The organism is Streptomyces sp. NBC_00080, from assembly GCF_045041255.1.
In the GTDB taxonomy this organism is placed as follows: Bacteria; Actinomycetota; Actinomycetes; order Streptomycetales; family Streptomycetaceae; genus Streptomyces; species Streptomyces coriariae.
In genome coordinates, this window is sequence record NZ_CP108235.1 from 5,044,365 (window position 1) to 5,066,210 (window position 21,846).

The window sequence follows — 21,846 nt, forward strand, 5'->3', positions numbered from 1 at the left end:
GACCCCCTCTTCCGCGCTACGCCACCGTCGACTCGGACGAGCCGTCCAAGTCGGCCAGGTGCTGTTCCATGAAGGCCGCCGCCCGTCGTTCCTGTTCCAGTTCGGCGGCGAGCAGTGCGTCGTCGTCGGACATGGTGCGGTCGGTGGAGGATTCCGTCATCGCCCGGTCGGTGAAGACGAGTGGCCGTTCCGTCTCGGTGATCAGGTGTTTCACCACCTGCACATTGCCGTTGACGTCCCAGACCGCGATGCCCGGGGTGAGGGTGGGGATGATCTCCACCGCCCATCTGGGCAGGCCGATGACCCGGCCCGTCGCCCTCGCCTCGTCCGCCTTCTGGGCGTAGATGGTCCGGGTCGACGCCATCTTCAGGATGGCCGCGGCTTCCTTCGCCGCGGCTCCGTCCACCACGTCGGACAGGTGGTGGACGACCGCCACGAACGACAGGCCGAGGCGACGGCCGAACTTCAGCAGTCGCTGGAACAGCTGGGCCACGAACGGGCTGTTGATGATGTGCCAGGCCTCCTCGACCAGGAAGATGCGCTTCTTCCGGTCGGGGCGGATCCAGGTGTGCTCCAGCCAGACCCCGACGATCGCCATCAGGATCGGCATGGCGATCGAGTTGCGGTCGATGTGGGACAGATCGAACACGATCAGTGGAGCGTCCAGGTCGATGCCCACCGTCGTGGGGCCGTCGAACATGCCCCTGAGGTCACCGTCGACCAGGCGGTCCAGGACCAGTGCCACGTCCAGGCCCCAGGCCCGTACATCGTCTATGGCGACGTTCATCGCCTCCGCCGACTCCGGCTCGGGGTGGCGCAGTTGTTCGACGATGTCGGTAAGGACGGGCTGGCGCTCCACGATCGTCTCGTTGACGTAGGCGTGGGCGACCTTGAGCGCGAAGCCGGAGCGTTCGTCCAGGCCGTGGCCCATCGCCACCTCGATGATGGTGCGCAGCAGCGCCAGTTGGCCGGTGGTGGTGATCGACGGGTCCAGCGGGTTGAGGCGGATGCCGTGGTCGAGGGCGGCTGCCGGGTCCAGGCGGATAGGAGTTATTCCCATCGCCTGCGCGATGAGGTTCCATTCGCCGACGCCGTCCTCGCCCTGGGCGTCCAGGACGACGACCTGGCGGTCGCGGAAGCGCAGCTGGCGCATGACGTAGGTCTTCTCCAGCGCCGACTTGCCGTTCCCGGACTCGCCGAGGACCAGCCAGTGCGGGGCGGGGAGCTGCTGGCCGTACAGCTGGAAGGGGTCGTAGATGTAGCCCTTCCCGGAGTAGACCTCGCGGCCGATGATGACGCCGGAGTCGCCGAGGCCGGGGGCGGCCGTCGGCAGGTACACCGCCTGGGCCTGGCCCGTGGAGGTACGCACCGGCAGCCGGGTCGTCTCGACCTTGCCGAAGAGGAAGGAGGTGAAGGCGTCCGTGAGGACGGACAGCGGATCCCGCATCAGCTCATCAGCCCCTACCTTCGGATTCCGGTGGCGAACGGGAGGGTGTTCACGAACGCCCGGTGGTGCTCTCGGTCGCACCATTCCAGCTTCAGGTACGACTTGCCGGCCGACGCCCTTATCGTCCGTTTGTCGCGGGCGAGGGCCTCGGGATTGCGGGAGGAGACGGTGATGTAGCCGACCAGGTTCACCCCGGCCGCGCCGGACGCCAGGTCCTCACCGCGCTGGTCCAGCCGGGAGTGGGCTGCCACGTCGCGTGGGTCGACGGTGCGGTTCATCTTGGCGGCCCGGCTCGCCTCGGCGTCGTCGTTCGTCTTCTCCGTCAGCATGCGTTCGATGGCGACCTCGGTGGGTTCGAGGTCCATGGTCACGGCGACGGTACGGATGACGTCCGGGGTGTGGACGAGGAGCGGTGCCAGGAAGTTGACGCCCACCGGGGTCATCGGCCACTCCTTCACCCAGGCCGTGGCATGGCACCACGGGGCACGGGTCGACGACTCGCGGGTCTTGGCCTGGAGGTAGGTCGGCTCCATGGCGTCCAGCTCGGCCGGCCAGGCGTTGCGCTTGGTCATCGCCTGGATGTGGTCGATGGGGTGGTCCGGGTCGTACATGGAGTGGACGAGGGAGGACAGCCGGCCCTGGCCCAGGGGCTGGCGGACGCGGATGTCCGCCTCCTGGAGGCGGGAGCAGATGTCCGTCAGCTCGCGGGCCATGACCACCGCCAGGCCCGCGTCGCGGTCCAGTTTGCGGCCCGACCGGGGGCGGGCGGCGCGGGCCATGGCGTGGGCCTCGGCGGCCAGTTCGCGGGTGTAGTGCATACAGGCGACGAGGTAGGCGCGGTGCTGCTCGCTGCTCGTGGACACCATGGACTGGAGCTGGTCGTAGGAGCGGGCCAGCCAGTCGGGGGTTTTCTCGTCCCCGCGGACGGCGACGTCCTTGGCGTGGGCGTCGGGGTCGGCGGGGAGGGTGCGGGCGAGCATCTGGATGCGGGTGACGAAGCCGTCGCCGTTCGCCACGTGCTTGAGGAGGGTGCCGAAGCGGTCGACCAGGGCCTCCTGGTCCTCGCTGTCGCGCAGGCCGACGCCCGGGCCCTCGATCTCGATGGCGGCCGTCACCGTGCGGCGGTCGGCGTGCAGGAGTACGGCGATCTCGTCGGGGCCGAAGGGGGCGGCCAGCCAGCTGATGCGGCCGATGCCCGGGGGCGGGCCGATCTCGATCTCCTGGCCGTCGAGCCGGGTGCCCGCCTCCATGACCGTGGAGCGGTAGGCCGTGCCCTGGCGCAGGGTGCGCTTGTAGCTGCGGTTGATCTCGAACCACTTGTAGAACGTGCGGTGCTTGTACGGCACGTAGACGGCGGCCAGCGCGATCATCGGGAAGCCGCTGAGCAGCACGATCCGCAGGGCGAGGACGGGGACGAGAAGGCCGCACATCATGCCGAGGAACGCGCCGACGACGATGAGCGCGATCTCGCCGGTCTCGCGGTTGCGGCCGACGATCGCGTTCGGCCGGGCGCGGCCGATCAGATATGTACGGCGGGGCGTGATCGCGTGGGACACGTGGGAATCAGCCGTCAACGCCCTTCACCTCCCGTGCGGTTGTTGCTGCTGTTGCGGGTGTTGCTCGCGTGCGGGGTGTTGACCGGGCTGCTCGCGCGGGGAGCGGGTGCGGCGGAGGGGACAGATCCGCCGCCCCCGTTCGGGGTGCGCGAACTGTGCGCGGCGACGCCGCCGGAGGCGGGGTTGGAGGGGCGGGCGCCGGAGGACCCGGACTGGCCGCCGTTGTTGTCCGCACGGGTGCTGTGCGCCTTGATGCCCTGGGCGACGAGGGTCGCCGGGGAGCTGATGACGGCCGCCGCCTTGCCCTCGGCGCCCTGCATGATGCGGTTGTTGCGGGAGCCGGCGATCTCGTCGCCGAAGCCGGGGACGAAGCGGTAGATCATCGCGCTGGCGAAGATGGCGAGCAGGATGATGGAGAGGCCGGAGACGACGGCGGAGAAGGCGTTCGGGCCCTCGGCGGTGGACAGTGCCCCGGCGAGGCCGAGCACGATCACGATGACCGGTTTGACCAGGATGACGGCGATCATGATGCCGGCCCAGCGGCGGACGTGGCTCCACAGGTTCTTGTCGACCAGGCCCGCGTAGACGACGGTGCCGAGCAGGGCGCCCACGTAGAGCAGGGCGGCCCGGATGACGAGCTCCAGCCACAGCACCCCGGCCGCGAGGATCGACACCAGGGACACCACGATCAGCATGATCGGGCCGCCGCCGATGTCCTCGCCCTTGGACAGGGCTGCGGAGAAGGTGCCGAAGAACGTGTCGGTCTGGTTGCCGGTGGTCTTCGCGAGGACGTCGGTGATGCCGTCGGTGGCGGATACGACCGTGTAGAGGATGAGGGGGGTGAAGGCGGAGGCCAGGACGGTCAGCCAGAGGAAGCCGACGGCTTCGCCGATGGCGGTGGTCAGGGGGACTCCGCGCACCGCCCTCTTGGCGACGGCCAGCAGCCACAGCAGGAGGGTCAGGACGGTCGAGGCGGCGAAGACGACGGCGTACTGCTTGAGGAACCGCTCGTTGGTGAAGTCGACGTTCGCGGTGTCCTTGACGGCCTCGCTGAGCTTGTCGACGGTCCAGGACGCGGCGTCGGCACAGCCCTTGGCGAGGGAGGAGAGGGGGTCGAGGGTGTCGGAGACGCCGGGGTTGGTGGTGGCGCCCGAGTCCGCGTTGCCCCTCTCGCAGTACTTCTTGGCCTCGCCGGAGATGAGCCTGCAGTCCAGGCTGCCGGACGGGGAGGGCGAGGAGGAGGGCGTCGGGTCGGGCGTCGGGGCCGCGAAGGCGCGGGTGGCCAGCAGGACGGCCGAGGTCTGGACGGCCGTCACGGCTCCGGCGAGCGTGAGCAGGCGGCGCGGGTTAGCGGGCATACGTGAACCCTCCGTACTCCTCGATGGCCTTGCTGATCTCGTCGGAGGTGGCGGCCTGGTCGTCGCCGGGGACGGGGGCGGGCCCGTCCTTCTGCTCGTCGCTGACGATCTTCCAGTCACCGTCGGTCCACTGGAGGTCGAAGGTCCACGTCTTCCATGACGAGGTGACGGGGTCGGTGGAACTCGTCCCGGACATGCCGATGAGGCCCAGGTACCAGACGGCGACCTTGGCGGTGGTGGCCGAGTAGGCCTGGGGCGTGGTGCCCACGGGTACCACCCGGGAGACGAAGGTCTCGCCCTGCGGGGCGTTCCCGTCGGCGTCCAGGCCCATCTTGGCGAGGAAGTCGGTCGAGTACGCCTGGTCCATGGCGCCCTGAAGTCTGGCCGCGGCGGCGGTGGTGTAGACGGTGTCGACGAGGTCGTGCCGGCTGTCCGTCCGGAACATCCCGGTCGAGCCGAGCGCCACCGCGTAGTTGGCGGCGGCCGACTGGGCACCCTGCTGGGTGTGTGCGAACCCCGAGGGGATGCCGCCCGTCTTCGCGTCCACCGGCTTCGTGCCGGTGGCCGCCGTGCTGGTCGCGTCCGGCTTGTCGCCGGTCGTGCCGTTGGCCGAGGTGGAAGAGGAATCGTCTCCTCCGCGGTTCGCGAAGGCGATCGCCGCGATGAGGAGGACGACGACGCCGACCACCGTGACCAGGCTCCGTGAGGACGAACGGCCGCCTCTGCGGGCGCCGCCGTAGGGGTCGTTCTCGGGCAGTCGGAGGCGGGTCCTGCCGTACCCGTGCCCCTCGTCGGAGCGCGCGGATTCGCCGTAGTCGTGTTCGTCGCCGGGAGTCATGCCGCGTAGGCCCCCTCGCTGCCGTACCGGGACGCGTACAAGTACGACGGTAGCCGTGCTGGTTCCCGCGCGGGCGCGGTGTGGTGACTCGACATCAGGGACATCAGGGAAACGCAACCTCAGCCGGTGGGCACGACAGGTGGGTGGGGGTGGCGGGCCGGGCGTGCCCGGACGGTACTGGGGGTGGTGCGGAGGCCGCGGCTACACGGCCATGCCGTACACGATGGTGAACAGCGTCCCGAGGGAGCCGATGATGAAGACCCCTGTCAGCCCGGCGATGATGAGGCCCTTGCCCTGTTCCGCACTGAAGGTGTCCCGCAGGGCGGTAGCGCCGATGCGCTGCTTGGCCGCGCCCCAGATGGCGATGCCGAGGCAGAGGAGGATGGCGACCGCCATCACGACCTCGATCATCACCTTGGCCTCGTTGCCCAGGCTGCCGAAGGGCCCCCAGTCCGGAGCGATCCCACCGATGATGGTGTTGATATCGCCTTTGTCGGCCGCGAACAGCATGTAAGTCACCGCCCCTGATGGGTAGTTCCGCAGTTCCTCTGCGGGTGTGCAGAGGTCACGCCTCATTCTCGCCGACAAAGGCGCCGTCGTATGTCGACTTGGCGTCATTGGCGGACGGGAGTCGTACGAATAGCTCGTATGGTCACTCTGTGTATCACGGCAGGTCACGCCGGGCAATGAGGCCGGAGCGGAACCTGTGGTGTGGTTCCGTCGTTAGCCCACTTCACGGCCCTGCGCCGTTTCTGACGGCTGGTCGGGTGAGCGTACGTTTCGATGTTCTCATGACGTTGCGCACACCGGGCATGGCGAACGGGCCACGGCTGGATGCCGCGGCCCGCTCGTCCTTTCACCACGTGTGGCCCCCACGGCCCACGGTGGCTGTTCTGTTGTGGCTTTCGCCTGACGGCGGGTCAGCCGGTGAAGGCGTCCGTGCCCTGCGGGGTGCCGAGGCCGGTGGGGCCGTCGTAGCCCGACTTGGCGGTGCAGAGGTAGGCGGCGCTCGAGGAGCAGGTGCCGTTGCTGCCGCTGGTGACGTCGTTCAGGGCGGAGGTGCCGGCGGCCGCGTAGGGGTAGGAGGCCGGGTAGTCGCCGCTGCCCGGGGTGCCGGCGAGGGCGTAGACCGCGGCGATGATCGGCGCGGAGGCGCTGGTGCCGCCGAAGGTGTACCAGCCGGCGGTGACGCCGTAGGAGTCGTAGACCGAGACGCCGGTCGCCGGGTCGGCCACGGCAGAGACGTCGGAGACGGTGCGCTTGGCGCAGCCCGTGTCGGTCTGCCAGGTCGGCTTGGTGTCGTAGGCGGAGCAGCCGGAGCCGGTGCCCTCGGTGGAGCTGGTGTTCCAGACCTTCTCGGTCCACCCGCGGGTCGTGGAGGACGTGGACAGGGCGGTGCCGCCGACGGACGTCACGTACTTGGAGGCGGCCGGGTATTCGGCGCCGTAGCCCTCGTCACCGGCGCTGACGGTGATGGCGACGCCCGCGTGCTTGAAGTACGAGGTGTCGTACGACGTGTCCGAGGAGGACTCCGAGCCGCCGTAGCTGTTGGAGACGAACTTGGCGCCCAGGGCCACGGCCTCGTTCACGGCCTTGCCGAGGTTGGCCATGGACGCGGAGGTGGCCTCGACGAGCAGGATGTTGCAGTTCGGGCAGACGGCGCCGGCCATGTCGAGGTCGAGTGACTCCTCCTCGGCCCAGCCGCTGTCGGCGCTGGGGAGGGAGGTGGTGGAGCCGCTCTGGCTCACCTTCTTGAAGCAGCCGTTGGCGACCGTGCAGGCGGGGAGGCCGTAGTACGTGCGGTACTTGGCGAGGTCGGCGGCGGCGTTGGGGTCGTCGTAGGCGTCGACGATCGCGATGGTCTCGCCTGAGCCGTCGGCCGAGGCCGCGTCGGTCAGGCCGTAGGCGTCCTGGAGGTCGGACGGGCCGTAGCCGGTGGGGGTCGCGGCAGCGGCCTTCGGGGTGACCTGGGCGGCCTTGCCGGTCTCGGCGGCGCGTTCCTTCTGGAAGGCCGTGGTGCCGCCGGTCACGCGGAAGGAGTTACAGGCCAGGTCGCCCTTGTGCTGGGGGGTGGCACAGGGGGTGGCCGCCCAAGTGACCTTGTCGGGCGTGGACTTGGTGGGGGCGGTGGGTGCCGCGCTCGCGTGGGCCGCGGTGCCGAATCCGGCGAGCACGAGGGCGGCGGTGCCGAGGGCCGAGGCGCCGATGCGGCGCCATCTGCCGGATATGGCGGAGGAGTTGGGGGAAGTCGTCGTACGCAACGGACAGCTCCTGAAGATGGGGTGACAGGGGCGGTGCGGGTGGGGGGTGGTGCGTGCCACCGGTACGTGGTCCCCGGTGGCGGGCGGCGGCCCGCGGACGACTGTTCCCTTGTTGAGTACGCGACAACAAGATGGGTGGCGGAATCCTGACTTCCGCAATACTGAAGGGGGTTCGGGGATTGCTGATCAATGGCGGGCGGATGGTGCGGCGATGGCCGGCGCTTGACCTCGGACGGCCCGGCGCTGTCGCGGCCGGGCCGTGGGGACGTGCGGGGACTGCGGCGTCGGCGCCTCAGGGCCGGGGCACGCTGATGGCGAGGACGGCCGTGTCGTCGTCGACGCCGGTGCCGAAGGTGTCGAGCAGCTCGCGGATCGCGGCGACGGCGTCGGTCGCGGTGGTGGGCGCGAGAGCCCGGGCGAAGTCGAGGAGCGCCTCGTCCCCGTAGCGGTCGTCGTCGCTGTTCGCGGCCGTGTGCGCCTCGGTGAGGCCGTCGGTGTGGAGCAGCAGGGTGTCGCCCGCCTCGAGGTGGACGGTGATGGTGGCGATGTGGGCGTCGGGCAGGACGCCGAGGAGCTGTCCGCCGGGGGTGTCCAGGTGGGCGACGCTGCCGTCCGCCCGCAGGAGCAGGGCCGGGGGGTGGCCGCCGCCGGCCAGAGTGACGCGGAAGCCGCCGTGACCGGTGTCGGGCGTGAGCAGTCCGAAGACGACGGTGCAGAAGCGGGGGTCGTCACCGTTGTACTCGTGGTTGAGCACGGTGTTGAGGTTGGTCAGGACGGCGACCGGGTCGGGGTCGTAGACCGCGGCGGCACGCAGGGTGTAGCGGGCCAGGGAGGTGACCGCCGCGGCCGCGGCGCCCTTGCCGCAGACGTCGCCCAGGAACAGCCCCCAGGTCCCCGCGGCGAGCGGGAAGAGATCGTAGAAGTCGCCGCCGACCTTGTCGGGGGAGGCGATGTGGTAGTGCGCGGCCACGTCCAGTCCGGGCACGTTCACCAGCGCCGGAGGCAGCAGGGTTTGCTGGAGTGTGGCGTTGAGGCGCATGAGCTCCGCGCGTTCGTCCTCCGCCTGCCGGCGGGCACGCAGCAGTTCGGTCTCGTAGGCGCGCCGGTCGCGGGCGTCGAAGACGGTGGTGCGGATCATCACCGGCTGTCCGTCGCTGCCTGACTTGACCGTGGAGGTGACCAGGACGGGCAGACGGCTGCCGTCGGCCGCCTCGAGTTCCAGGGCGATCCCGCTGATCTCGCCCTGCATGCGCAGCAGGGGGCCGAAGTGGGTCTCGTGGTAGATGCGGCCCCCCACGGTCAGCAGGTCGGAGAACGTCCTGCGGCCCACCAGGTCGCCGCGGGCGTGGCCGAGCCAGTGCAGCAGGGTCGCGTTGATCTTCGCGATCGTGCCGTCCGGCAGCGTGGAGAGGAAGCCGCACGGCGCGTGCTCGTACAGGTCCTCGACGCTGTCCTCCAGCAGCGCGGAGGACGCCGCCCGGTCGTCGCCGGGCAGCTCCTCGGGCGACGGGTGACCGCCGCTCGCGCCGTTGCCGGTCCCGCTCGTCATCGTGCCGCTGTGACGCAGTGGGTGATCGCGGCCGGTTCCTGCGGTGCGGCGGCCTGGCCGCGGTGGCCGTCCGCGTCCGGGGGGACCAGCCGGCTTCCGCTCCGCACGGCCCTTCGACGTGCAGTCATACGTCATATTCTCGCAGAGCACCCCCTTCGCGGTCGGAATCCGCGGACGTGCCGTGCCCACGTCAGGCGTACGGAACATCGCCGGGGGTACAGGGGGTGGTCGGGCGGGCGTCGCTCTCACCGGGCGGGTTGTGGTGCGGGGCGTACAGCCCGCTCGCCGCGCCCCGCGCCGGACCGGGCAGTGCGGCTCATTGTCCTCGGTGAGTGCCGGCAGGTGACCTCATGACCAGTACGCAGGACCGGCCCGAGCTGATCGCCCCCGCTGCCGACGCGTCGGCACCGGAGCGGGTGCAGGAGCGCGTCCAGGAGCGTGCCGTGCGGATACGCCGTCGCCTGGAGCGGCTGATCGGCATCGCGGCGACCGAGGGCAACGCGCTCACCGCCCTGCGCAACGGAGACGAGATCTTTCCGGCGATGCTGGCGGCCATCCGGGCCGCCGAGCACACCGTGGACATGATGACGTTCGTGTACTGGCGGGGAGACATCGCCGGCGAGTTCGCGCGGGCGCTGGCCGACCGGGCCGAGGCGGGTGTGCGGGTGAGGCTGCTGCTGGACGGGTTCGGCAGCCGGCTGATCGAGAAGGAGCTGCTGGAGGAGATGGAACGGGCCGGGGTGCAGGTGGCCTGGTTCCGCAGACCCGTGACCCTTTCGCCCTTCAAGCAGAACCACCGCTGCCATCGCAAGGTCCTCGTCGTGGACGAGCAGGCGGCGTTCACCGGCGGTGTCGGTATCGCCGAGGAGTGGTGCGGCAACGCCCGCAACGAGCGCGAATGGCGTGACACCCACGTCGAGGTCCGCGGGCCGGCCGTGGACGGCATCGCCGCCGCCTTCGCGCAGAACTGGGCCGAATGCCACGACGAGCTCTTCGACGACCGCGACCGGTTCGTCGCGCACCGTCCGCAGGGCGACGCGGTGGTGCAGGTGGTCCGTGGATCGGCCAGCTTCGGCTGGCAGGACATGCAGACCCTGATCCGGGTGATGCTGGAGTCCGCCGAGGACCGCTTCCGGCTGGCCACCGCCTACTTCTCGCCGGACGTCTTCTTCATCGAACTCCTGTGCGCCACCGCGCGGCGGGGTGTGGAGGTGGAGATCCTGCTGCCCGGTCCGCACACCGACAAGCGGGTCTGCCAGCTCGCAGGTCAGCACTACTACGAGGACCTCACCGCCTGTGGCGTGAAGATCTACCAGTACCAGCCGACGATGATGCACGCCAAGGTCATCACCGTCGACGGCGTCGCCGCGCTGGTGGGCTCGACCAACTTCAACCGCCGGTCCCTCGACCACGACGAGGAGATCATGCTCGCCGTGCTGGACCAGGAGTTCACGGCCACGCTCGACGGCCACTTCGACGACGACCTGAAGGCCGCCGCGCTGATCCGGGAGGGCCGCTGGAAGCGGCGCTCGACGCTCCAGCGGGCGCGAGAGGTCGCCGTCATGCCCATCCGCCGTTTTCTGTGACGCTGTGTCTGCGACGTTGCTTCTGTGACGTCGGCCGTATTCGGGCCAACCGTATTCCCGGGAATCCCGCAGATATACATGGAAGATTTGAGGGCGTGAAGGGGATTTCGTGGGGCACTTGAATCAGCGGAGGTTGATAATCATGGTTCCCCTGCTTGTTGTTCTGCTTCTCGCGCTCATCCTTTTCGGTGCCGGCTTCGCCATCAAGGCCCTGTGGTGGATCGCCGTCATCGTGCTGGCGGTCTGGCTGGTGGGCTTCGTGGTCCGCCCTGCAGGACATGGTGGCCGGAAGGGCCGCTGGTACCGCTGGTAGACAGATCACCGGTACGAAGGGCCCCGTCGGTCATTGCCACGGGGCCCTTCGGTATACCGCCGCGCTATTCGGTCCTGTCGTTTTCCAGTACACCCTCGACGAAATGGTCGAATTCCCCTGCCTGAACGCCCAGCACGAACGCGTCCCACTTTCTGCGGTTCGTCGTGACGACGTTCTCCGGGTCACTGGTCTCTCGGAGGTAGACGGGAGCCTCGCCGTCGTCTCCCTCGCCGAAGGCGATCTCGATCCAGGGGCCGGGCCCGGTCGCGTCCGGAGGGGCCGCGCGGGTCCAGATGAGGTCGGAGGGGATGTCAGCCACCCGCCCACCGTATCCCCGCCCCGGTGGAAAGGTGCCGTGGGTGGAGTGCGGGTAGCGTCGTAGGAGAACCATGCGTCTGACGTTTCTCTCACCTTCGTGGGACACAGTGAACCCGATGAAGCGAAACGCCCTGCTCGGTGCGGTCGTCCTGCTGGCCGTCACCTCCGCCTCCGAGGCGGCCGCCGACGGTGGACCCGGGCCCCTGGGGGTGACGGCCGTCGCGGCGGCCACGGCGCAGTCGGAGCGGGTCGGTGCGCTGTTCGCCGCCGCCGACGTGGACGCCCACGCGGGCAGACTCGCCGGTGAGCACTTCTGCACCGCTTCCGTGGTGCACAGTCCGCACGGCGACCTGATCGTCACCGCCGCGCACTGCCTCGGCGGGGCGGGCGAGCTCGCCTTCGCCCCCGGATACCGGGACGGCAGGGCCCCCTACGGGATCTGGCGGGTCGAGCGGGTCTTCCTGCCCGACGGGTGGGCGCAGGGGCAGGACGAGGACAGCGATGTGGCCTTCGCCGTCCTCGACGAGCGGGGCGGCGAGGACGTCGAGGACGTGGTCGGCGGCAACCGGTTCGCGACGCGTACCACCACCGGGGCGACCGCCGTGACCGTCACCGGCTACCCCGACTCCCTCGAGGTGCCGGTCCGCTGCACGAACCGGCCCACCGCCCACAACTCCACCCAGCAGCGCATCGACTGCCCCGACCTCACCGGCGGAACCAGCGGCAGCCCCTGGGTGAACGGCGACGGGGAGGTGGTCGGCGTCCTCGGCGGGCACGAACAGGGCGGGGCGACGGCCGACATCTCGTACAGCGTGGTCCTGGGGCCGGAGGCCGCGGAGCTCTACCGGGACGCGGCCTCCGGCCCCTGAGGCGTCACGCGATGCGGTGGACGAGCTGGGTGGTCAGCTCGTAGCGCGCGCCGACGACGGCCAGCTCGCCGGCGGAGATCCGCGCCGCCAGGTCGGGTTCGGCGGCGAGGCGGGAGCGGACGGCTCGTGTGTTGGCGTCGATGGTCGAGTCGACGCGGGCGTCGCCCTCCTTGGTCCGGTCGATGTACGGGGTGATCTGGTCGGCCACGTACTGGATGTGCCGGGGCAGACTCGTGCCGGTGAGGTCCGCCTGGACGGTCGCCTTCACGGCTCCGCACGACTGGTGGCCGAGGACCACGACCAGGGGTATGTCCAGTTCGAGCACGCCGTACGCGACGCTGCCGAGCACGGCCTCGTCCAGGACCTCGCCCGCGCTGCGGACGGTCATCAGATCGCCCAGCCCCTGATCGAAGACCAGCTCGGGCGGCACACGGGAGTCGATGCAGCCGAGGACGAGGGCGAAGGGCTGCTGACCGGTCGTCAGGCTCCTTCGGACGGCCGGTGTCTCGTCCGGGTGCCGCTCGCGGAAGGTGCGCCAGCGGCGGTTGCCGGCCGCCAGTTCCCGCAAGGCCGCCTCGGCCGTACCGGGGCGCGGCGTGGTGCGGGGACCGGCGCCGGGCGCGGACGTGGCGGCGGACGCGGGGGCGGTGCCGAGGGCCGCGCCGCCCAGGGCCACGGCCCCGGCCATGCCACCGCGCAGCAGGGCGCGGCGGGCGGTGGTGGGGGAGGTGTCGTCGGTGATCACGGGGTGGAACGTATGTCCGAGCCCGAAGTCCGGTGCCCGCGTTGCCCGATCATGGCGATCGATGGGCAATCCGAGGCCGTTCGATGGTGGGCGCTTGAGCCGTCACAGGGCCGCCCTTTACGCGAGACCCGACCGTGACGCCCGGGAAGGTGGGGCCCGACGCCCCCTCCTGACCGGATGAGGCGTTCCGTTCGACGCGCAACCCCCTTGCATGGAAGGTGAGTCGGGGCGGTGCGCGTGTCGCGTGGGGCGTGCGGCCGCCACGTGCGGTTTCTCCTTGTTCGTGATCACCCCGCGGCACGGGAGCCGCCTCTACACTGTCGGGGGCGGAATCCCGGGCGGCGAGGGGCGGTTGACGGTGCGTAAGACATGGATCGTGGCGGCCGCCGCCGTCAGTTCCGGTGCCGCCTTCATGATGGCGCTCGTCATCGGGGTGTACCTCGTCGGCGGGAGCGCCACGAGCGGGGTGGGCGGTGCGGGCAGAGCACTGGCCAAGGGCGCCGTGCCCGCCGCCTACCGGACGCTCGTGGAGAAGTGGGGCAATCTGTGCTCCGCCATCAACCCCGCCCTGCTCGCCGCCCAGCTCTACCAGGAGAGCGGGTTCAACCCGAGGGCGCAGAGCGCCGCCGCCGCGCAGGGGATAGCGCAGTTCATCCCGGGCACCTGGGCCACGCACGGCATCGACGGCGACGGCGACGGCGACCGCGACGTCTGGGACCCGAATGACGCGATTCCGTCGGCCGCGTCCTACGACTGCCAGCTCGCCTCGTACGTGAAGGACGTCCCCGGGGACGCCACGCACAACATGCTCGCCTCGTACAACGCGGGTGCCTACGCGGTCATCAGGTACGGGGGGGTGCCGCCGTACAAGGAGACCCGGAACTATGTGAAGACGATCACGACCCTGGCGGAGTCCTTCGCCGCGCCGGTCAGCCGGGTGGATCCGTCCGAGCAGGCCGCGGGGGCCATCTACTACGCCCAGAAGAAGCTCGGCACGCCCTACCTCTGGGGCGGCAACGGCACCGCTGACCAGGGAGGACGGTTCGACTGCTCCGGGCTGTCCAAGGCCGCCTACGAGAGCGTCGGGATCACGCTGCCGCGGGTCGCCAACGACCAGTACAACGCGGGGCCGCATCCGCAGCGGAGCGAGTTGCTGCCGGGCGACCTGGTGTTCTTCTCCACCGACCCGAACAACTCGCGGGCCATCCACCACGTGGGGATCTACGTGGGGGGCGGGTACATGATCAACGCGCCGTACACCGGGGCCGTCATCCGGTTCGACCCCATCGACACGGCCGAGTACTTCGGGGCCACCCGCGTCACCGAAGATGGCGCGAAAGCGCTCCCCACGACCGTCTGAAGGACCCCCGCACCCGGCCCCTGAGCTGCGGGGATCTGTCTCTCTTCGATAACGTCTGCGTGATCATTCAGTGGAGAGTGGAACGTATCAACCGGGGCCGTGCGTTCCTGTTGGACGGGCGCATGTGAGGTGTGCCGAGCAGAACAAGACGAAGGGGCCGCAGCACCATGGCTGGACTCGCCGAATCCGGGTCGAACCCTGACGTCGACCTGCTCTATGACATCAACGGGCTGGCGAAGGACGCTCCGCACTGGCTCGACCGGACCGTCGAGTTCGTGGGCGAGTACGGGCTGCTGCTCGCCATGGTGCTGCTGATCGTGTGGTGCTGGTGGGGGGTCCGGCGGCGGCCCGGCGGGACCGAGGAGGCCGCGTCCTCCATCGCCGCCCTGATCTGGGCGCCGCTCGCCGCCGGTATCGCCGTACTGGTGAACGTGCCCATACGGGGATTCGTGGAACGGCCCCGGCCCTTCCTCGACCACGAGGGGCTGGAGGTGCTCGTCTCCGGCAAGACCGACTACTCCTTCGTGAGCGACCACGCCACCCTCACGATGGCCATGGCCGTCGGGCTGTTCGTCGCCCACCGCCGGTTCGGGCTCGTCGGGATAGGGATCGCCCTGCTCGAAGGGTTCTGTCGGATCTTCATGGGTGTGCACTATCCGACGGACGTCGTCGGCGGGTTCGCGCTCGGGACCGCGGTGGCCCTGCTGCTGTCGCCCGTCGCCTCCATGCTGCTCACCCCGGTGCTGAAGGCCGTCGACCGGTCGCCCCGGGTCGGCTGGGTCGTGCGCGGCCGGGCCGCCCGGGTCGCCGAGCGGGACGGCTTCATCCCCGGCGCGCGGCCCGAGGTCGCCGCCGAGGAGCGGGATCTCGCGGCCTAGGGCAGCACGTCAGAGGGCTTGCGGGTAGCTGAAGAAGCCGTTGGGGTCGTACTGCTTCTTCAGCCGGGTCAGGCGCGGCAGCGCGTCACCGTAGTACGCCTTGCGCCAGTTCGTGAGCGTCGGGTCCGCGTAGTTCTGATAGGCCGCGCCCGAGGCGTACGGGGCCATCGCCTTGTGTGCCGTGTTCAGCCAGGACTGGGCCGCCGTCCCCGCCGTGCCCGCCCGCCACGCCCCGATGTACTGGGCCAGCATGCGCGAGCGGCGGTGGACGAACGCCGTGGCCGTCGGCGAGACCCGGTTCACCGCGCCGCCCAACGCGGTGAGGGCGATGCTGCCCGAACCGCCCTGCACGGACTTCATCTGCTGCAGGAGGGTCTGGATGCCCGCCGCCGAGAGCGAGACGTCGAAGAAGTCGGAGCGGGCCGCGTACGTCTCCCGGCCCAGCGCGCCCTGCGGGGAGCGGCCCGGCGTCGAGCCCGGCAGATGGCACTGGGCGTCGGAGGAGAACGACGAGCAGCCGGCGTAGATCTCCATCGCCGCCTCGTACGTACGACGGCGGAGCGAGACGTTCGTCGCGGGGGCGCCCACCCGGTCCGCGAGGCGGTCGACCGCGTTCTGGAGCTGGCCGTACGTGCCGATGCAGAACGCGGCCACGGAGATGGTGGGGGTGCCGCCGGTCGCGTTCGCCAGGTGCAGGGAGGACCAGATCTCGTCGGGCTGGGACGGTCCCCACTCCTGCCAGGCCTTCACCACCGCGGCCGCCTTCGACCAGGGCCAGGTGAGGTAGCCCGTCACCGCCTGGGGCGCGGGGTGGGTCTTGAACTCCAGCTCCGTGACGATGCCGAAGTTGCCGTTGCCGGCTCCGCGCAGAGCCCAGAACAGGTCCTTGTTCGTCGTCGCGTCGGCGGTGAGCTGCTTGCCGTCCGCGGTGATGATCGTGGCCCGGGTGAGGCTGTCGCAGGTCAGGCCGTAGGCGCGGGAGACGACGCCGTGGCCGCCGCCCAGCACCAGACCGGAGACGCCGACCGTCGGACAGGAGCCCGCCGGGATCGTCACGCCCTTCGCGGCGAGCGCCCGGTAGACGTCGATCAGCTTCGAACCCGCGCCGACCACGGCCGAAGTGCCGCTCGCCCGGACCCGGTTCAGCTTGGAGACGTCGACGATCAGCCGCCCGTCGCCCGAGGACCAGCCGCCGTAGGAGTGGCCGCCGTTGCGGATCGCGGCCTTGATCCTGTGGGCGCGGGCGTACGCCAGGACCGTGCGGATGTCGTCGGCGTGGGCGACGTACGCCACCGCCGCCGGCTTGAGGTTGTCGAAGCGGGTGTTGTAGAGCTGGCGGGCCGCGGCCCAGGAGGCCTCGCCGGGGCGGACCAGGGTGCCGTCCAGGTCGCGGGCGAGCGCGGTCCAGTTGGCGGGGGCGGCGACGCTGGTCGTGGTCAGGGGGGCCGTGGTGGTGCCCCCGGTGGCCGGGGCGGAGCCGTCCGCACCGCCGCCGTTCGCCTTGCACGCGGTCGCTGCCGCCGCGACGGCGGCCGTGCCGCCCGCGATGAACGTACGCCGTTCCATGTTCTTGCGCCTTCCCTCGGCCGCCCGTCGGCTGCATGCCGCCTCTTGGAGCGAGACGGGGTCATGGGACCACAGGTTCCAGCGGGGTCCGGCGGTGACGGAACGGTGACGTCAGCCGGTCGGGCGGTGTCGGACGGTCGGACGGTCGGTGTCGGTCGGTAGGTCGGCCGGAGTCGGTCGGTAGGTCGGCCGACAGGCATCGGGCCGAGGTGTCGGGCCGGTAGGTGTCGGCCGGCGGATGTCGGCCGGTCAGCCGCCCGTGTGCAGCTCCCCGTCGGTTCTCGCCAGGCTTCTCGCCCTGCGGGCCGGGCCGCGCCAGCCGCAGGTGCAGCGGGCGAGGCAGAACCTGCCCTGTTCGACGGTCGTGGTGCTGTGTTCCCCGTCGGCGCGGGGGTGGATCGATCCGTCCTGCTGCGTCACAAAGACAACGTTACCCAGGATCGGCAGTAAACCCGCATGGCGGTCGCAGGCCCACGGACCGGCGTGACGGCGGCACTTACCCGTCGTTATCCGGAACGACAGGAAGTCCGTGACGGACGTACCGGTTGGGGGTGCACAGGCCATGGCGGAGCGGCGGCGCGGGCTGATGGGCGCGATGGTCCTTTCGGGGCTCGTGGCGGGGGTCTGCGCGGGGGCCGCCGGGTGTTCCGCCGGTGGGGCCGCCGCGGAGGACGGCAGGGCGGCCGACCCCGTCGAGACCCTGCACCGGGCCGCCGACACCCTCGTCGCGGCAGGCACGTCGAAGGCCCGTACGTCCATGGAGATGGCCACCGGCGGGACCCGGGTGACCATCCGGGGCCAGGGGGTGTACGACTACCGCAAGCAGCGCGGTGAGTTGAAGGTGCTGCTGCCGCAGGATCCGGCCGGGACCAGTGAGCACCGCCCCATCACCGAACTCCTCGCGCCCGGAGCCCTGTTCATGAAGAACCGGGGGGCCGGGGTACCGGACGACAAGTGGGTGCGGGTGGAGACGGCGACCCTGTCCGACGGGAACCTCGTGACCGGCGGGGCCACCGATCCGTTCGCCGCCGCCGAGGTGCTGCGGGGGACGCGTACGGCGACGTACGTGGGGAGGAGCGAGGTGGCCGGGACGGCGGTGCGGCACTACCGCGGGACCGCCGATCTGGCGGTGGCCGCCGATGACGCCTCGGCGGGCGGACGGGATGCGCTGCGCGCGGCGGCGAAAGGGTTCGCCACGGCACGGGTGCCGTTCGACGTCTACCTCGACGACGAGGGGCGCATCCGCAAGGTCCGGCACCGGTTCAGCTTTGTGAACGGGCAGCGGAAGGAGGCCGTCGCGGTGGCCTCCACGACCCTGTTGTACGACTTCGGGGCGCCCGTCGAGGTGCGGCTGCCGGCCGCCGACGACATCTACGCGGGGCGGATCGCGGAGGAATGAGCCTGCGCCGGTGCGGAACGAGCCGGTGCCGGGCGGGCCGGGGCGAGCATTTTCGGCCACCGGGTGGACACAAGGACTAGCCCGTCCGTGCCATGCGCTCGGTGTATAGCGCTCCCTACTCTAGGAAGTCGGTGACGGCAGGGACGAGGTGATGCGCGTGGCTCCGGGCGGCGGTACGGCAGTTCAGGACCACGAGGCCCTCGCCGAGATCGAGCTGTGCGGGGAGCTGATCATCGCCGCCTCGGCGGCCGGTGAGGAACGGCTCAGCCTCGAGAGCATCGACCAGGTGCTGAGGGTGGGGGAGGAACGGGCCGGGGGGTGAGTCCGCGCGCGGAGGGTGAGCCCGGGGGCGGCGGCCGGTGCCGGCACCGGGAGAGGTTCCGGGACGGGGCGCGGCTCTGCGGCCGGGCGCGGCCCCGGGGCGGGGACGGGTCCTGGCGCGGGGCGCTGATCAGGTGCGCAGCAGGCGGCCGATGGCCTTGGTCGCCTCTTCCACCTTCGCGTCGATCTCGTCGCCGCCCCGGAGCGCCGCGTCGGCGACGCAGTGGCGCAGGTGTTCCTCCAGGAGCTGGAGCGCGAACGACTGCAGGGCCTTGGTGGAGGCGGACACCTGGGTGAGTATGTCGATGCAGTAGGTGTCCTCGTCGACCATGCGCTGGAGGCCGCGGATCTGGCCCTCGATGCGGCGCAGGCGTTTGAGGTGCTCGTCCTTCTGCTTGTGGTAGCCGTGGACCGCCCCGGGTGCGTGGTCCGCCTCGACGCCGGGCCCGGCGGTGGGGTCGGCGGCCTCTGTGGTCGTCATCATGTCCTCCAGCGCTCCGGCTTCGCAGATATACCCCTACTGGGTATATCGTACCGAACTTCCTTGGGTATACGGCCCGAGCAGGGACTTCGCCGGCCGCTCACCGGTCGGTCGCCCCCCTCCCGGTCGCTCTGTCCGATGGGCGACACTGGTGGACGGCCCATTAGCCGTGGCCGGATGATGCGCCTAGCATCAGCCTGACCGAAACCGATGCATCCTGAGGACCCCACGTGCGCTTTCGTCTGACCCCCAGGGAGACGAGCTTCTACGACATGTTCGCCGCATCCGCGGACAACATCGTCACGGGCTCGAAACTCCTGATGGAACTGCTCGGGGCGGACCCCGCCGGCCGGGCCGAGATCGCAGAGCGTATGCGGGCCGCGGAACACGCAGGTGACGACGCCACCCATGCGATCTTCCACCAGCTGAACTCCTCGTTCATCACGCCCTTCGACCGCGAGGACATCTACAACCTCGCGTCTTCCCTCGACGACATCATGGACTTCATGGAGGAGGCCGTCGACCTGGTCGTCCTCTACAACGTCGAGGAACTGCCCAAGGGCGTCGAGCAGCAGATCGAGGTGCTGGCGCGGGCGGCCGAGCTGACGGCCGAGGCCATGCCGAACCTGCGGACGATGGAGAACCTCACCGAGTACTGGATCGAGGTCAACCGGCTCGAGAACCAGGCCGACCAGATCCACCGCAAGCTTCTCGCGCATCTCTTCAACGGCAAGTACGAGGCCATCGAGGTGCTCAAGCTGAAGCAGATCGTGGATGTGCTGGAGGAGGCCGCCGACGCCTTCGAGCACGTGGCCAACACGGTGGAGACCATCGCGGTCAAGGAGTCCTGAGCCCTTAATGGACACCTTTGCTCTGATCGTGACCATCGGCGTCGCGCTCGGATTCACTTACACGAACGGTTTTCACGACTCCGCGAACGCTATTGCCACGTCCGTTTCGACCCGGGCGCTGACGCCTCGGGCGGCGCTGGCGATGGCGGCGGTGATGAACCTCGCCGGCGCGTTCCTCGGGAGTGGTGTCGCGCACACCGTCAGCAAGGGGCTGATCGAGACGCCCGACGGGTCGAAGGGGATGGGGATCCTCTTCGCCGCGCTGGTCGGGGCGATCGTCTGGAACCTGGTCACCTGGTACTTCGGGCTGCCTTCGTCGTCCTCGCACGCGTTGTTCGGCGGCATGGTGGGCGCGGCGCTCGCCGGTGGTACGGAGGTCATCTGGTCCGGCGTCCTCGACAAGGTCGTCATCCCGATGTTCGTCTCACCGGTGGTGGGGCTCGTCGTCGGTTATCTGGTGATGACGGCCATTCTGTGGATGTTCCGCCGGTCCAACCCGCACAAGGCCAAGCGGGGCTTCCGGATAGCCCAGACGGTTTCGGCCGCGGGTATGGCGCTGGGGCATGGTCTCCAGGACGCGCAGAAGACGATGGGCATCGTGGTGATGGCGCTCGTCATCGGCGATGTGCAGGGGGCCGACGATCCGATTCCGGTGTGGGTGAAGATCGCTTGTGCGGTGATGCTCTCGCTGGGGACGTATGCGGGTGGGTGGCGCATCATGCGAACGCTCGGGCGGAAGATCATCGAACTCGATCCGCCGCAGGGGTTCGCCGCGGAGACGACCGGGGCGTCGATCATGTTCACCACGGCGTTTCTGTTCAAGGCGCCCATCTCGACCACGCATGTGATCACTTCGGCGATCATGGGTGTCGGGGCGACGAAGCGGATCAATGCCGTGCGGTGGGGTGTCGCCAAGAACATTGTTCTCGGGTGGTTCATCACGATGCCGGCGGCGGGGTTTGTTGCTGCGTGCGCGTTCTGGGTTGTGAACGTGGCGTTCCTGTAGGGGGTGCTTGCCCACCCACCCGCCCGGCTGGGTGGCGAGAAGGGCCTCCGCCACGGGGCTGCGCCCCGGACCCCTTGCGGGGACTGCGTCCCCTGCACCCCGGCGGGGACTGCGTCCCCTGCACCCCGGCGGGGACTGCGTCCCCTGCACCCCGGCGGGGACTGCGTCCCCTGCACCCCGGCGGGGTTCCGCCCTCGCCTCTGGCGGCTCCGCCCCAGCCCCCGGGGGCTCCGCCCCATCTCCCCGCCCCACCGCCGGAGGCACACGTGGGCCCGCCCCCCGAGTCGGGGGGCGGGCCCTTTGCGTCCTCGCGGTGGCACCGCCATGCAGCACCGCGAGGGGTCGGGGGAGGCAGGGTCGGGTCAGCCGAAGCGGCCCGAGATGTAGTCCTCTGTTGCCTGGACCGACGGGTTGGAGAAGATGCGCTCCGTGTCGTCGATCTCGATCAGCTTGCCGGGCTGACCGACGGCGGACAGGTTGAAGAAGGCCGTGCGGTCGGAGACGCGCGCCGCCTGCTGCATGTTGTGCGTCACGATGACGATCGTGAAGCGTTCCTTGAGTTCGCCGATCAGGTCCTCGATCGCCAGGGTGGAGATGGGGTCCAGGGCAGAGCAGGGCTCGTCCATCAGGAGGACCTTCGGTTCCACGGCGATGGCGCGGGCGATGCACAGCCGCTGCTGCTGGCCGCCGGACAGGCCCGAGCCGGGCTTGTTGAGGCGGTCCTTGACCTCGTTCCAGAGGTTGGCGCCCTTGAGGGACTTCTCGACGACGTCCGCCAGTTCGGACTTCTTGTAGCTGCCGTTCAGGCGCAGGCCCGCGGCCACGTTGTCGAAGATCGACATGGTGGGGAACGGGTTCGGGCGCTGGAAGACCATGCCGACCTCGCGGCGGACCGAGACGGGGTCGACGCCCGAGGCGTACAGGTCCTCGTCGTCCAGGAGCACCTTGCCCTCGACCCGGCCGCCCGACGTCACCTCGTGCATCCGGTTCAGCGTGCGCAGGAACGTCGACTTGCCGCAGCCGGAGGGGCCGATGAAGGCCGTCACCGAGCGCGGTTCGACCGTCATCGAGATGTCCTCGATCGCCTTGTGGGATCCGTAGTAGGCGGTCAGACCGCTTACGTCGATTCGCTTCGCCATTTTTT

Annotated in this window: 22 protein-coding genes; 9 read left to right on the forward strand and 13 right to left on the reverse strand. The window is 70.1% G+C overall.

Going from position 1 to position 21,846, the window contains the following annotated elements:
* Positions 1-16 precede the first annotated feature (16 nt).
* From OHU34_RS22605 to OHU34_RS22635, 7 genes are all read right to left on the reverse strand, one after another.
* Positions 17-1,447, reverse strand: coding sequence for an ATP-binding protein (locus tag OHU34_RS22605; RefSeq protein WP_020133082.1), 1,431 nt, complete (start codon positions 1,445-1,447; stop codon positions 17-19).
* A gap of 14 nt (positions 1,448-1,461) precedes the next feature.
* A complete protein-coding gene (locus OHU34_RS22610) occupies positions 1,462-3,021 on the reverse strand; it encodes an SCO6880 family protein (RefSeq protein WP_142265009.1) in 1,560 nt (519 codons plus the stop codon).
* On the reverse strand, positions 3,018-4,361 hold the full coding sequence (locus tag OHU34_RS22615; RefSeq protein WP_142265008.1) for a hypothetical protein: 1,344 nt from the start codon (positions 4,359-4,361) through the stop codon (positions 3,018-3,020). Before OHU34_RS22615 ends, OHU34_RS22610 begins: the two co-directional genes overlap by 4 nt.
* A complete protein-coding gene (locus tag OHU34_RS22620) occupies positions 4,351-5,199 on the reverse strand; it encodes a hypothetical protein (RefSeq protein WP_142265007.1) in 849 nt (282 codons plus the stop codon). The genes OHU34_RS22615 and OHU34_RS22620 overlap by 11 nt, the downstream gene beginning before the upstream one ends.
* A gap of 201 nt (positions 5,200-5,400) precedes the next feature.
* Entirely contained in the window at positions 5,401-5,709 is a 309-nt protein-coding gene (locus tag OHU34_RS22625) for a hypothetical protein (protein ID WP_003991275.1), read from the reverse strand.
* A 410-nt stretch (positions 5,710-6,119) separates the two neighbouring features.
* Positions 6,120-7,460 carry a peptidase S8 gene (locus OHU34_RS22630; protein ID WP_405768016.1) on the reverse strand — a complete coding sequence of 447 codons (1,341 nt, stop codon included), beginning with the start codon at positions 7,458-7,460 and terminating at the stop codon, positions 6,120-6,122.
* Positions 7,461-7,752: 292 nt separating this feature from the next.
* The gene (locus OHU34_RS22635) at positions 7,753-9,009 is read right to left on the reverse strand and encodes a PP2C family protein-serine/threonine phosphatase (RefSeq protein ID WP_405768019.1); all 1,257 of its coding nucleotides are present in this window, start codon (positions 9,007-9,009) and stop codon (positions 7,753-7,755) included.
* A gap of 350 nt (positions 9,010-9,359) precedes the next feature.
* Here OHU34_RS22635 and OHU34_RS22640 point away from each other — a divergent pair, with 350 nt between their 5' ends.
* Positions 9,360-10,595 carry a phosphatidylserine/phosphatidylglycerophosphate/cardiolipin synthase family protein gene (locus OHU34_RS22640; RefSeq protein ID WP_142265004.1) on the forward strand — a complete coding sequence of 412 codons (1,236 nt, stop codon included), beginning with the start codon at positions 9,360-9,362 and terminating at the stop codon, positions 10,593-10,595.
* Positions 10,596-10,737: 142 nt separating this feature from the next.
* Entirely contained in the window at positions 10,738-10,908 is a 171-nt protein-coding gene (locus OHU34_RS22645; RefSeq protein WP_142265003.1) for a hydrophobic protein, read from the forward strand.
* Positions 10,909-10,972: 64 nt separating this feature from the next.
* On the opposite strand, the gene OHU34_RS22650 is transcribed toward OHU34_RS22645, so the two are convergent.
* Positions 10,973-11,227 (reverse strand): DUF397 domain-containing protein, encoded by a 255-nt coding sequence (locus tag OHU34_RS22650; RefSeq protein ID WP_142265002.1) that lies wholly within the window; start codon positions 11,225-11,227, stop codon positions 10,973-10,975.
* 115 nt (positions 11,228-11,342) lie between these two features.
* Between OHU34_RS22650 and OHU34_RS22655 the strand changes: the two genes are divergently transcribed.
* On the forward strand, positions 11,343-12,095 hold the full coding sequence (locus OHU34_RS22655; protein ID WP_142265001.1) for a serine protease: 753 nt from the start codon (positions 11,343-11,345) through the stop codon (positions 12,093-12,095).
* 4 nt (positions 12,096-12,099) lie between these two features.
* On the opposite strand, the gene OHU34_RS22660 is transcribed toward OHU34_RS22655, so the two are convergent.
* Positions 12,100-12,783, reverse strand: coding sequence for a carbonic anhydrase (locus tag OHU34_RS22660; RefSeq protein WP_405772331.1), 684 nt, complete (start codon positions 12,781-12,783; stop codon positions 12,100-12,102).
* Positions 12,784-13,192: 409 nt separating this feature from the next.
* On the opposite strand from OHU34_RS22660, the gene OHU34_RS22665 reads away from it, so the two are divergent.
* Positions 13,193-14,200 carry a bifunctional lytic transglycosylase/C40 family peptidase gene (locus OHU34_RS22665; RefSeq protein ID WP_142264999.1) on the forward strand — a complete coding sequence of 336 codons (1,008 nt, stop codon included), beginning with the start codon at positions 13,193-13,195 and terminating at the stop codon, positions 14,198-14,200.
* A gap of 167 nt (positions 14,201-14,367) precedes the next feature.
* A complete protein-coding gene (locus tag OHU34_RS22670; protein WP_142264998.1) occupies positions 14,368-15,078 on the forward strand; it encodes a phosphatase PAP2 family protein in 711 nt (236 codons plus the stop codon).
* A gap of 9 nt (positions 15,079-15,087) precedes the next feature.
* On the opposite strand, the gene OHU34_RS22675 is transcribed toward OHU34_RS22670, so the two are convergent.
* Both OHU34_RS22675 and OHU34_RS22680 read right to left on the reverse strand, forming a co-directional pair.
* Positions 15,088-16,644, reverse strand: a complete 1,557-nt coding sequence (locus OHU34_RS22675) for an FAD-binding oxidoreductase (RefSeq protein ID WP_142264997.1) — start codon at positions 16,642-16,644, stop codon at positions 15,088-15,090.
* Positions 16,645-16,893: 249 nt separating this feature from the next.
* On the reverse strand, positions 16,894-17,064 hold the full coding sequence (locus OHU34_RS22680) for a hypothetical protein (RefSeq protein ID WP_160159984.1): 171 nt from the start codon (positions 17,062-17,064) through the stop codon (positions 16,894-16,896).
* 142 nt (positions 17,065-17,206) lie between these two features.
* Here OHU34_RS22680 and OHU34_RS22685 point away from each other — a divergent pair, with 142 nt between their 5' ends.
* The gene (locus tag OHU34_RS22685) at positions 17,207-18,043 is read left to right on the forward strand and encodes a hypothetical protein (protein ID WP_142264996.1); all 837 of its coding nucleotides are present in this window, start codon (positions 17,207-17,209) and stop codon (positions 18,041-18,043) included.
* A 151-nt stretch (positions 18,044-18,194) separates the two neighbouring features.
* Positions 18,195-18,365, forward strand: a complete 171-nt coding sequence (locus OHU34_RS22690) for a hypothetical protein (protein ID WP_200839725.1) — start codon at positions 18,195-18,197, stop codon at positions 18,363-18,365.
* Between the two features lie 129 nt (positions 18,366-18,494).
* Here OHU34_RS22690 and OHU34_RS22695 read toward each other — a convergent pair whose 3' ends face one another.
* Complete coding sequence (locus tag OHU34_RS22695) at positions 18,495-18,845, reverse strand: metal-sensitive transcriptional regulator (protein WP_142264995.1); 351 nt, start codon at positions 18,843-18,845, stop codon at positions 18,495-18,497.
* A 230-nt stretch (positions 18,846-19,075) separates the two neighbouring features.
* Here OHU34_RS22695 and OHU34_RS22700 point away from each other — a divergent pair, with 230 nt between their 5' ends.
* Together OHU34_RS22700 and OHU34_RS22705 are read left to right on the forward strand one after the other, a co-directional pair.
* Positions 19,076-19,696: a DUF47 domain-containing protein gene (locus OHU34_RS22700; RefSeq protein ID WP_057579445.1), complete on the forward strand. Its 621-nt coding sequence runs from the start codon at positions 19,076-19,078 to the stop codon at positions 19,694-19,696.
* 7 nt (positions 19,697-19,703) lie between these two features.
* Positions 19,704-20,702: an inorganic phosphate transporter gene (locus OHU34_RS22705; protein ID WP_020133063.1), complete on the forward strand. Its 999-nt coding sequence runs from the start codon at positions 19,704-19,706 to the stop codon at positions 20,700-20,702.
* Between the two features lie 362 nt (positions 20,703-21,064).
* On the opposite strand, the gene pstB is transcribed toward OHU34_RS22705, so the two are convergent.
* Positions 21,065-21,841, reverse strand: coding sequence for a phosphate ABC transporter ATP-binding protein PstB (pstB, locus tag OHU34_RS22710; RefSeq protein ID WP_020133102.1), 777 nt, complete (start codon positions 21,839-21,841; stop codon positions 21,065-21,067).
* Positions 21,842-21,846 lie beyond the last annotated feature (5 nt).

Coding starts and splice junctions, on each gene's coding strand:
- OHU34_RS22670 (WP_142264998.1), top strand. CDS start 14,368: ATGGCTGGACTCGCCGAATCCGGGTCGAACCCTGACGTCGACCTGCTC.
- OHU34_RS22695 (WP_142264995.1), bottom strand. CDS start 18,845: ATGACGACCACAGAGGCCGCCGACCCCACCGCCGGGCCCGGCGTCGAG.
- OHU34_RS22640 (WP_142265004.1), top strand. CDS start 9,360: ATGACCAGTACGCAGGACCGGCCCGAGCTGATCGCCCCCGCTGCCGAC.
- OHU34_RS22660 (WP_405772331.1), bottom strand. CDS start 12,783: ATGGCCGGGGCCGTGGCCCTGGGCGGCGCGGCCCTCGGCACCGCCCCC.
- OHU34_RS22705 (WP_020133063.1), top strand. CDS start 19,704: ATGGACACCTTTGCTCTGATCGTGACCATCGGCGTCGCGCTCGGATTC.
- OHU34_RS22655 (WP_142265001.1), top strand. CDS start 11,343: ATGAAGCGAAACGCCCTGCTCGGTGCGGTCGTCCTGCTGGCCGTCACC.
- OHU34_RS22690 (WP_200839725.1), top strand. CDS start 18,195: ATGCGCGTGGCTCCGGGCGGCGGTACGGCAGTTCAGGACCACGAGGCC.
- OHU34_RS22685 (WP_142264996.1), top strand. CDS start 17,207: ATGGCGGAGCGGCGGCGCGGGCTGATGGGCGCGATGGTCCTTTCGGGG.
- OHU34_RS22635 (WP_405768019.1), bottom strand. CDS start 9,009: ATGACGAGCGGGACCGGCAACGGCGCGAGCGGCGGTCACCCGTCGCCC.
- OHU34_RS22675 (WP_142264997.1), bottom strand. CDS start 16,644: ATGGAACGGCGTACGTTCATCGCGGGCGGCACGGCCGCCGTCGCGGCG.
- OHU34_RS22625 (WP_003991275.1), bottom strand. CDS start 5,709: ATGCTGTTCGCGGCCGACAAAGGCGATATCAACACCATCATCGGTGGG.
- OHU34_RS22645 (WP_142265003.1), top strand. CDS start 10,738: ATGGTTCCCCTGCTTGTTGTTCTGCTTCTCGCGCTCATCCTTTTCGGT.
- OHU34_RS22605 (WP_020133082.1), bottom strand. CDS start 1,447: ATGCGGGATCCGCTGTCCGTCCTCACGGACGCCTTCACCTCCTTCCTC.
- pstB (WP_020133102.1), bottom strand. CDS start 21,841: ATGGCGAAGCGAATCGACGTAAGCGGTCTGACCGCCTACTACGGATCC.
- OHU34_RS22615 (WP_142265008.1), bottom strand. CDS start 4,361: ATGCCCGCTAACCCGCGCCGCCTGCTCACGCTCGCCGGAGCCGTGACG.
- OHU34_RS22620 (WP_142265007.1), bottom strand. CDS start 5,199: ATGACTCCCGGCGACGAACACGACTACGGCGAATCCGCGCGCTCCGAC.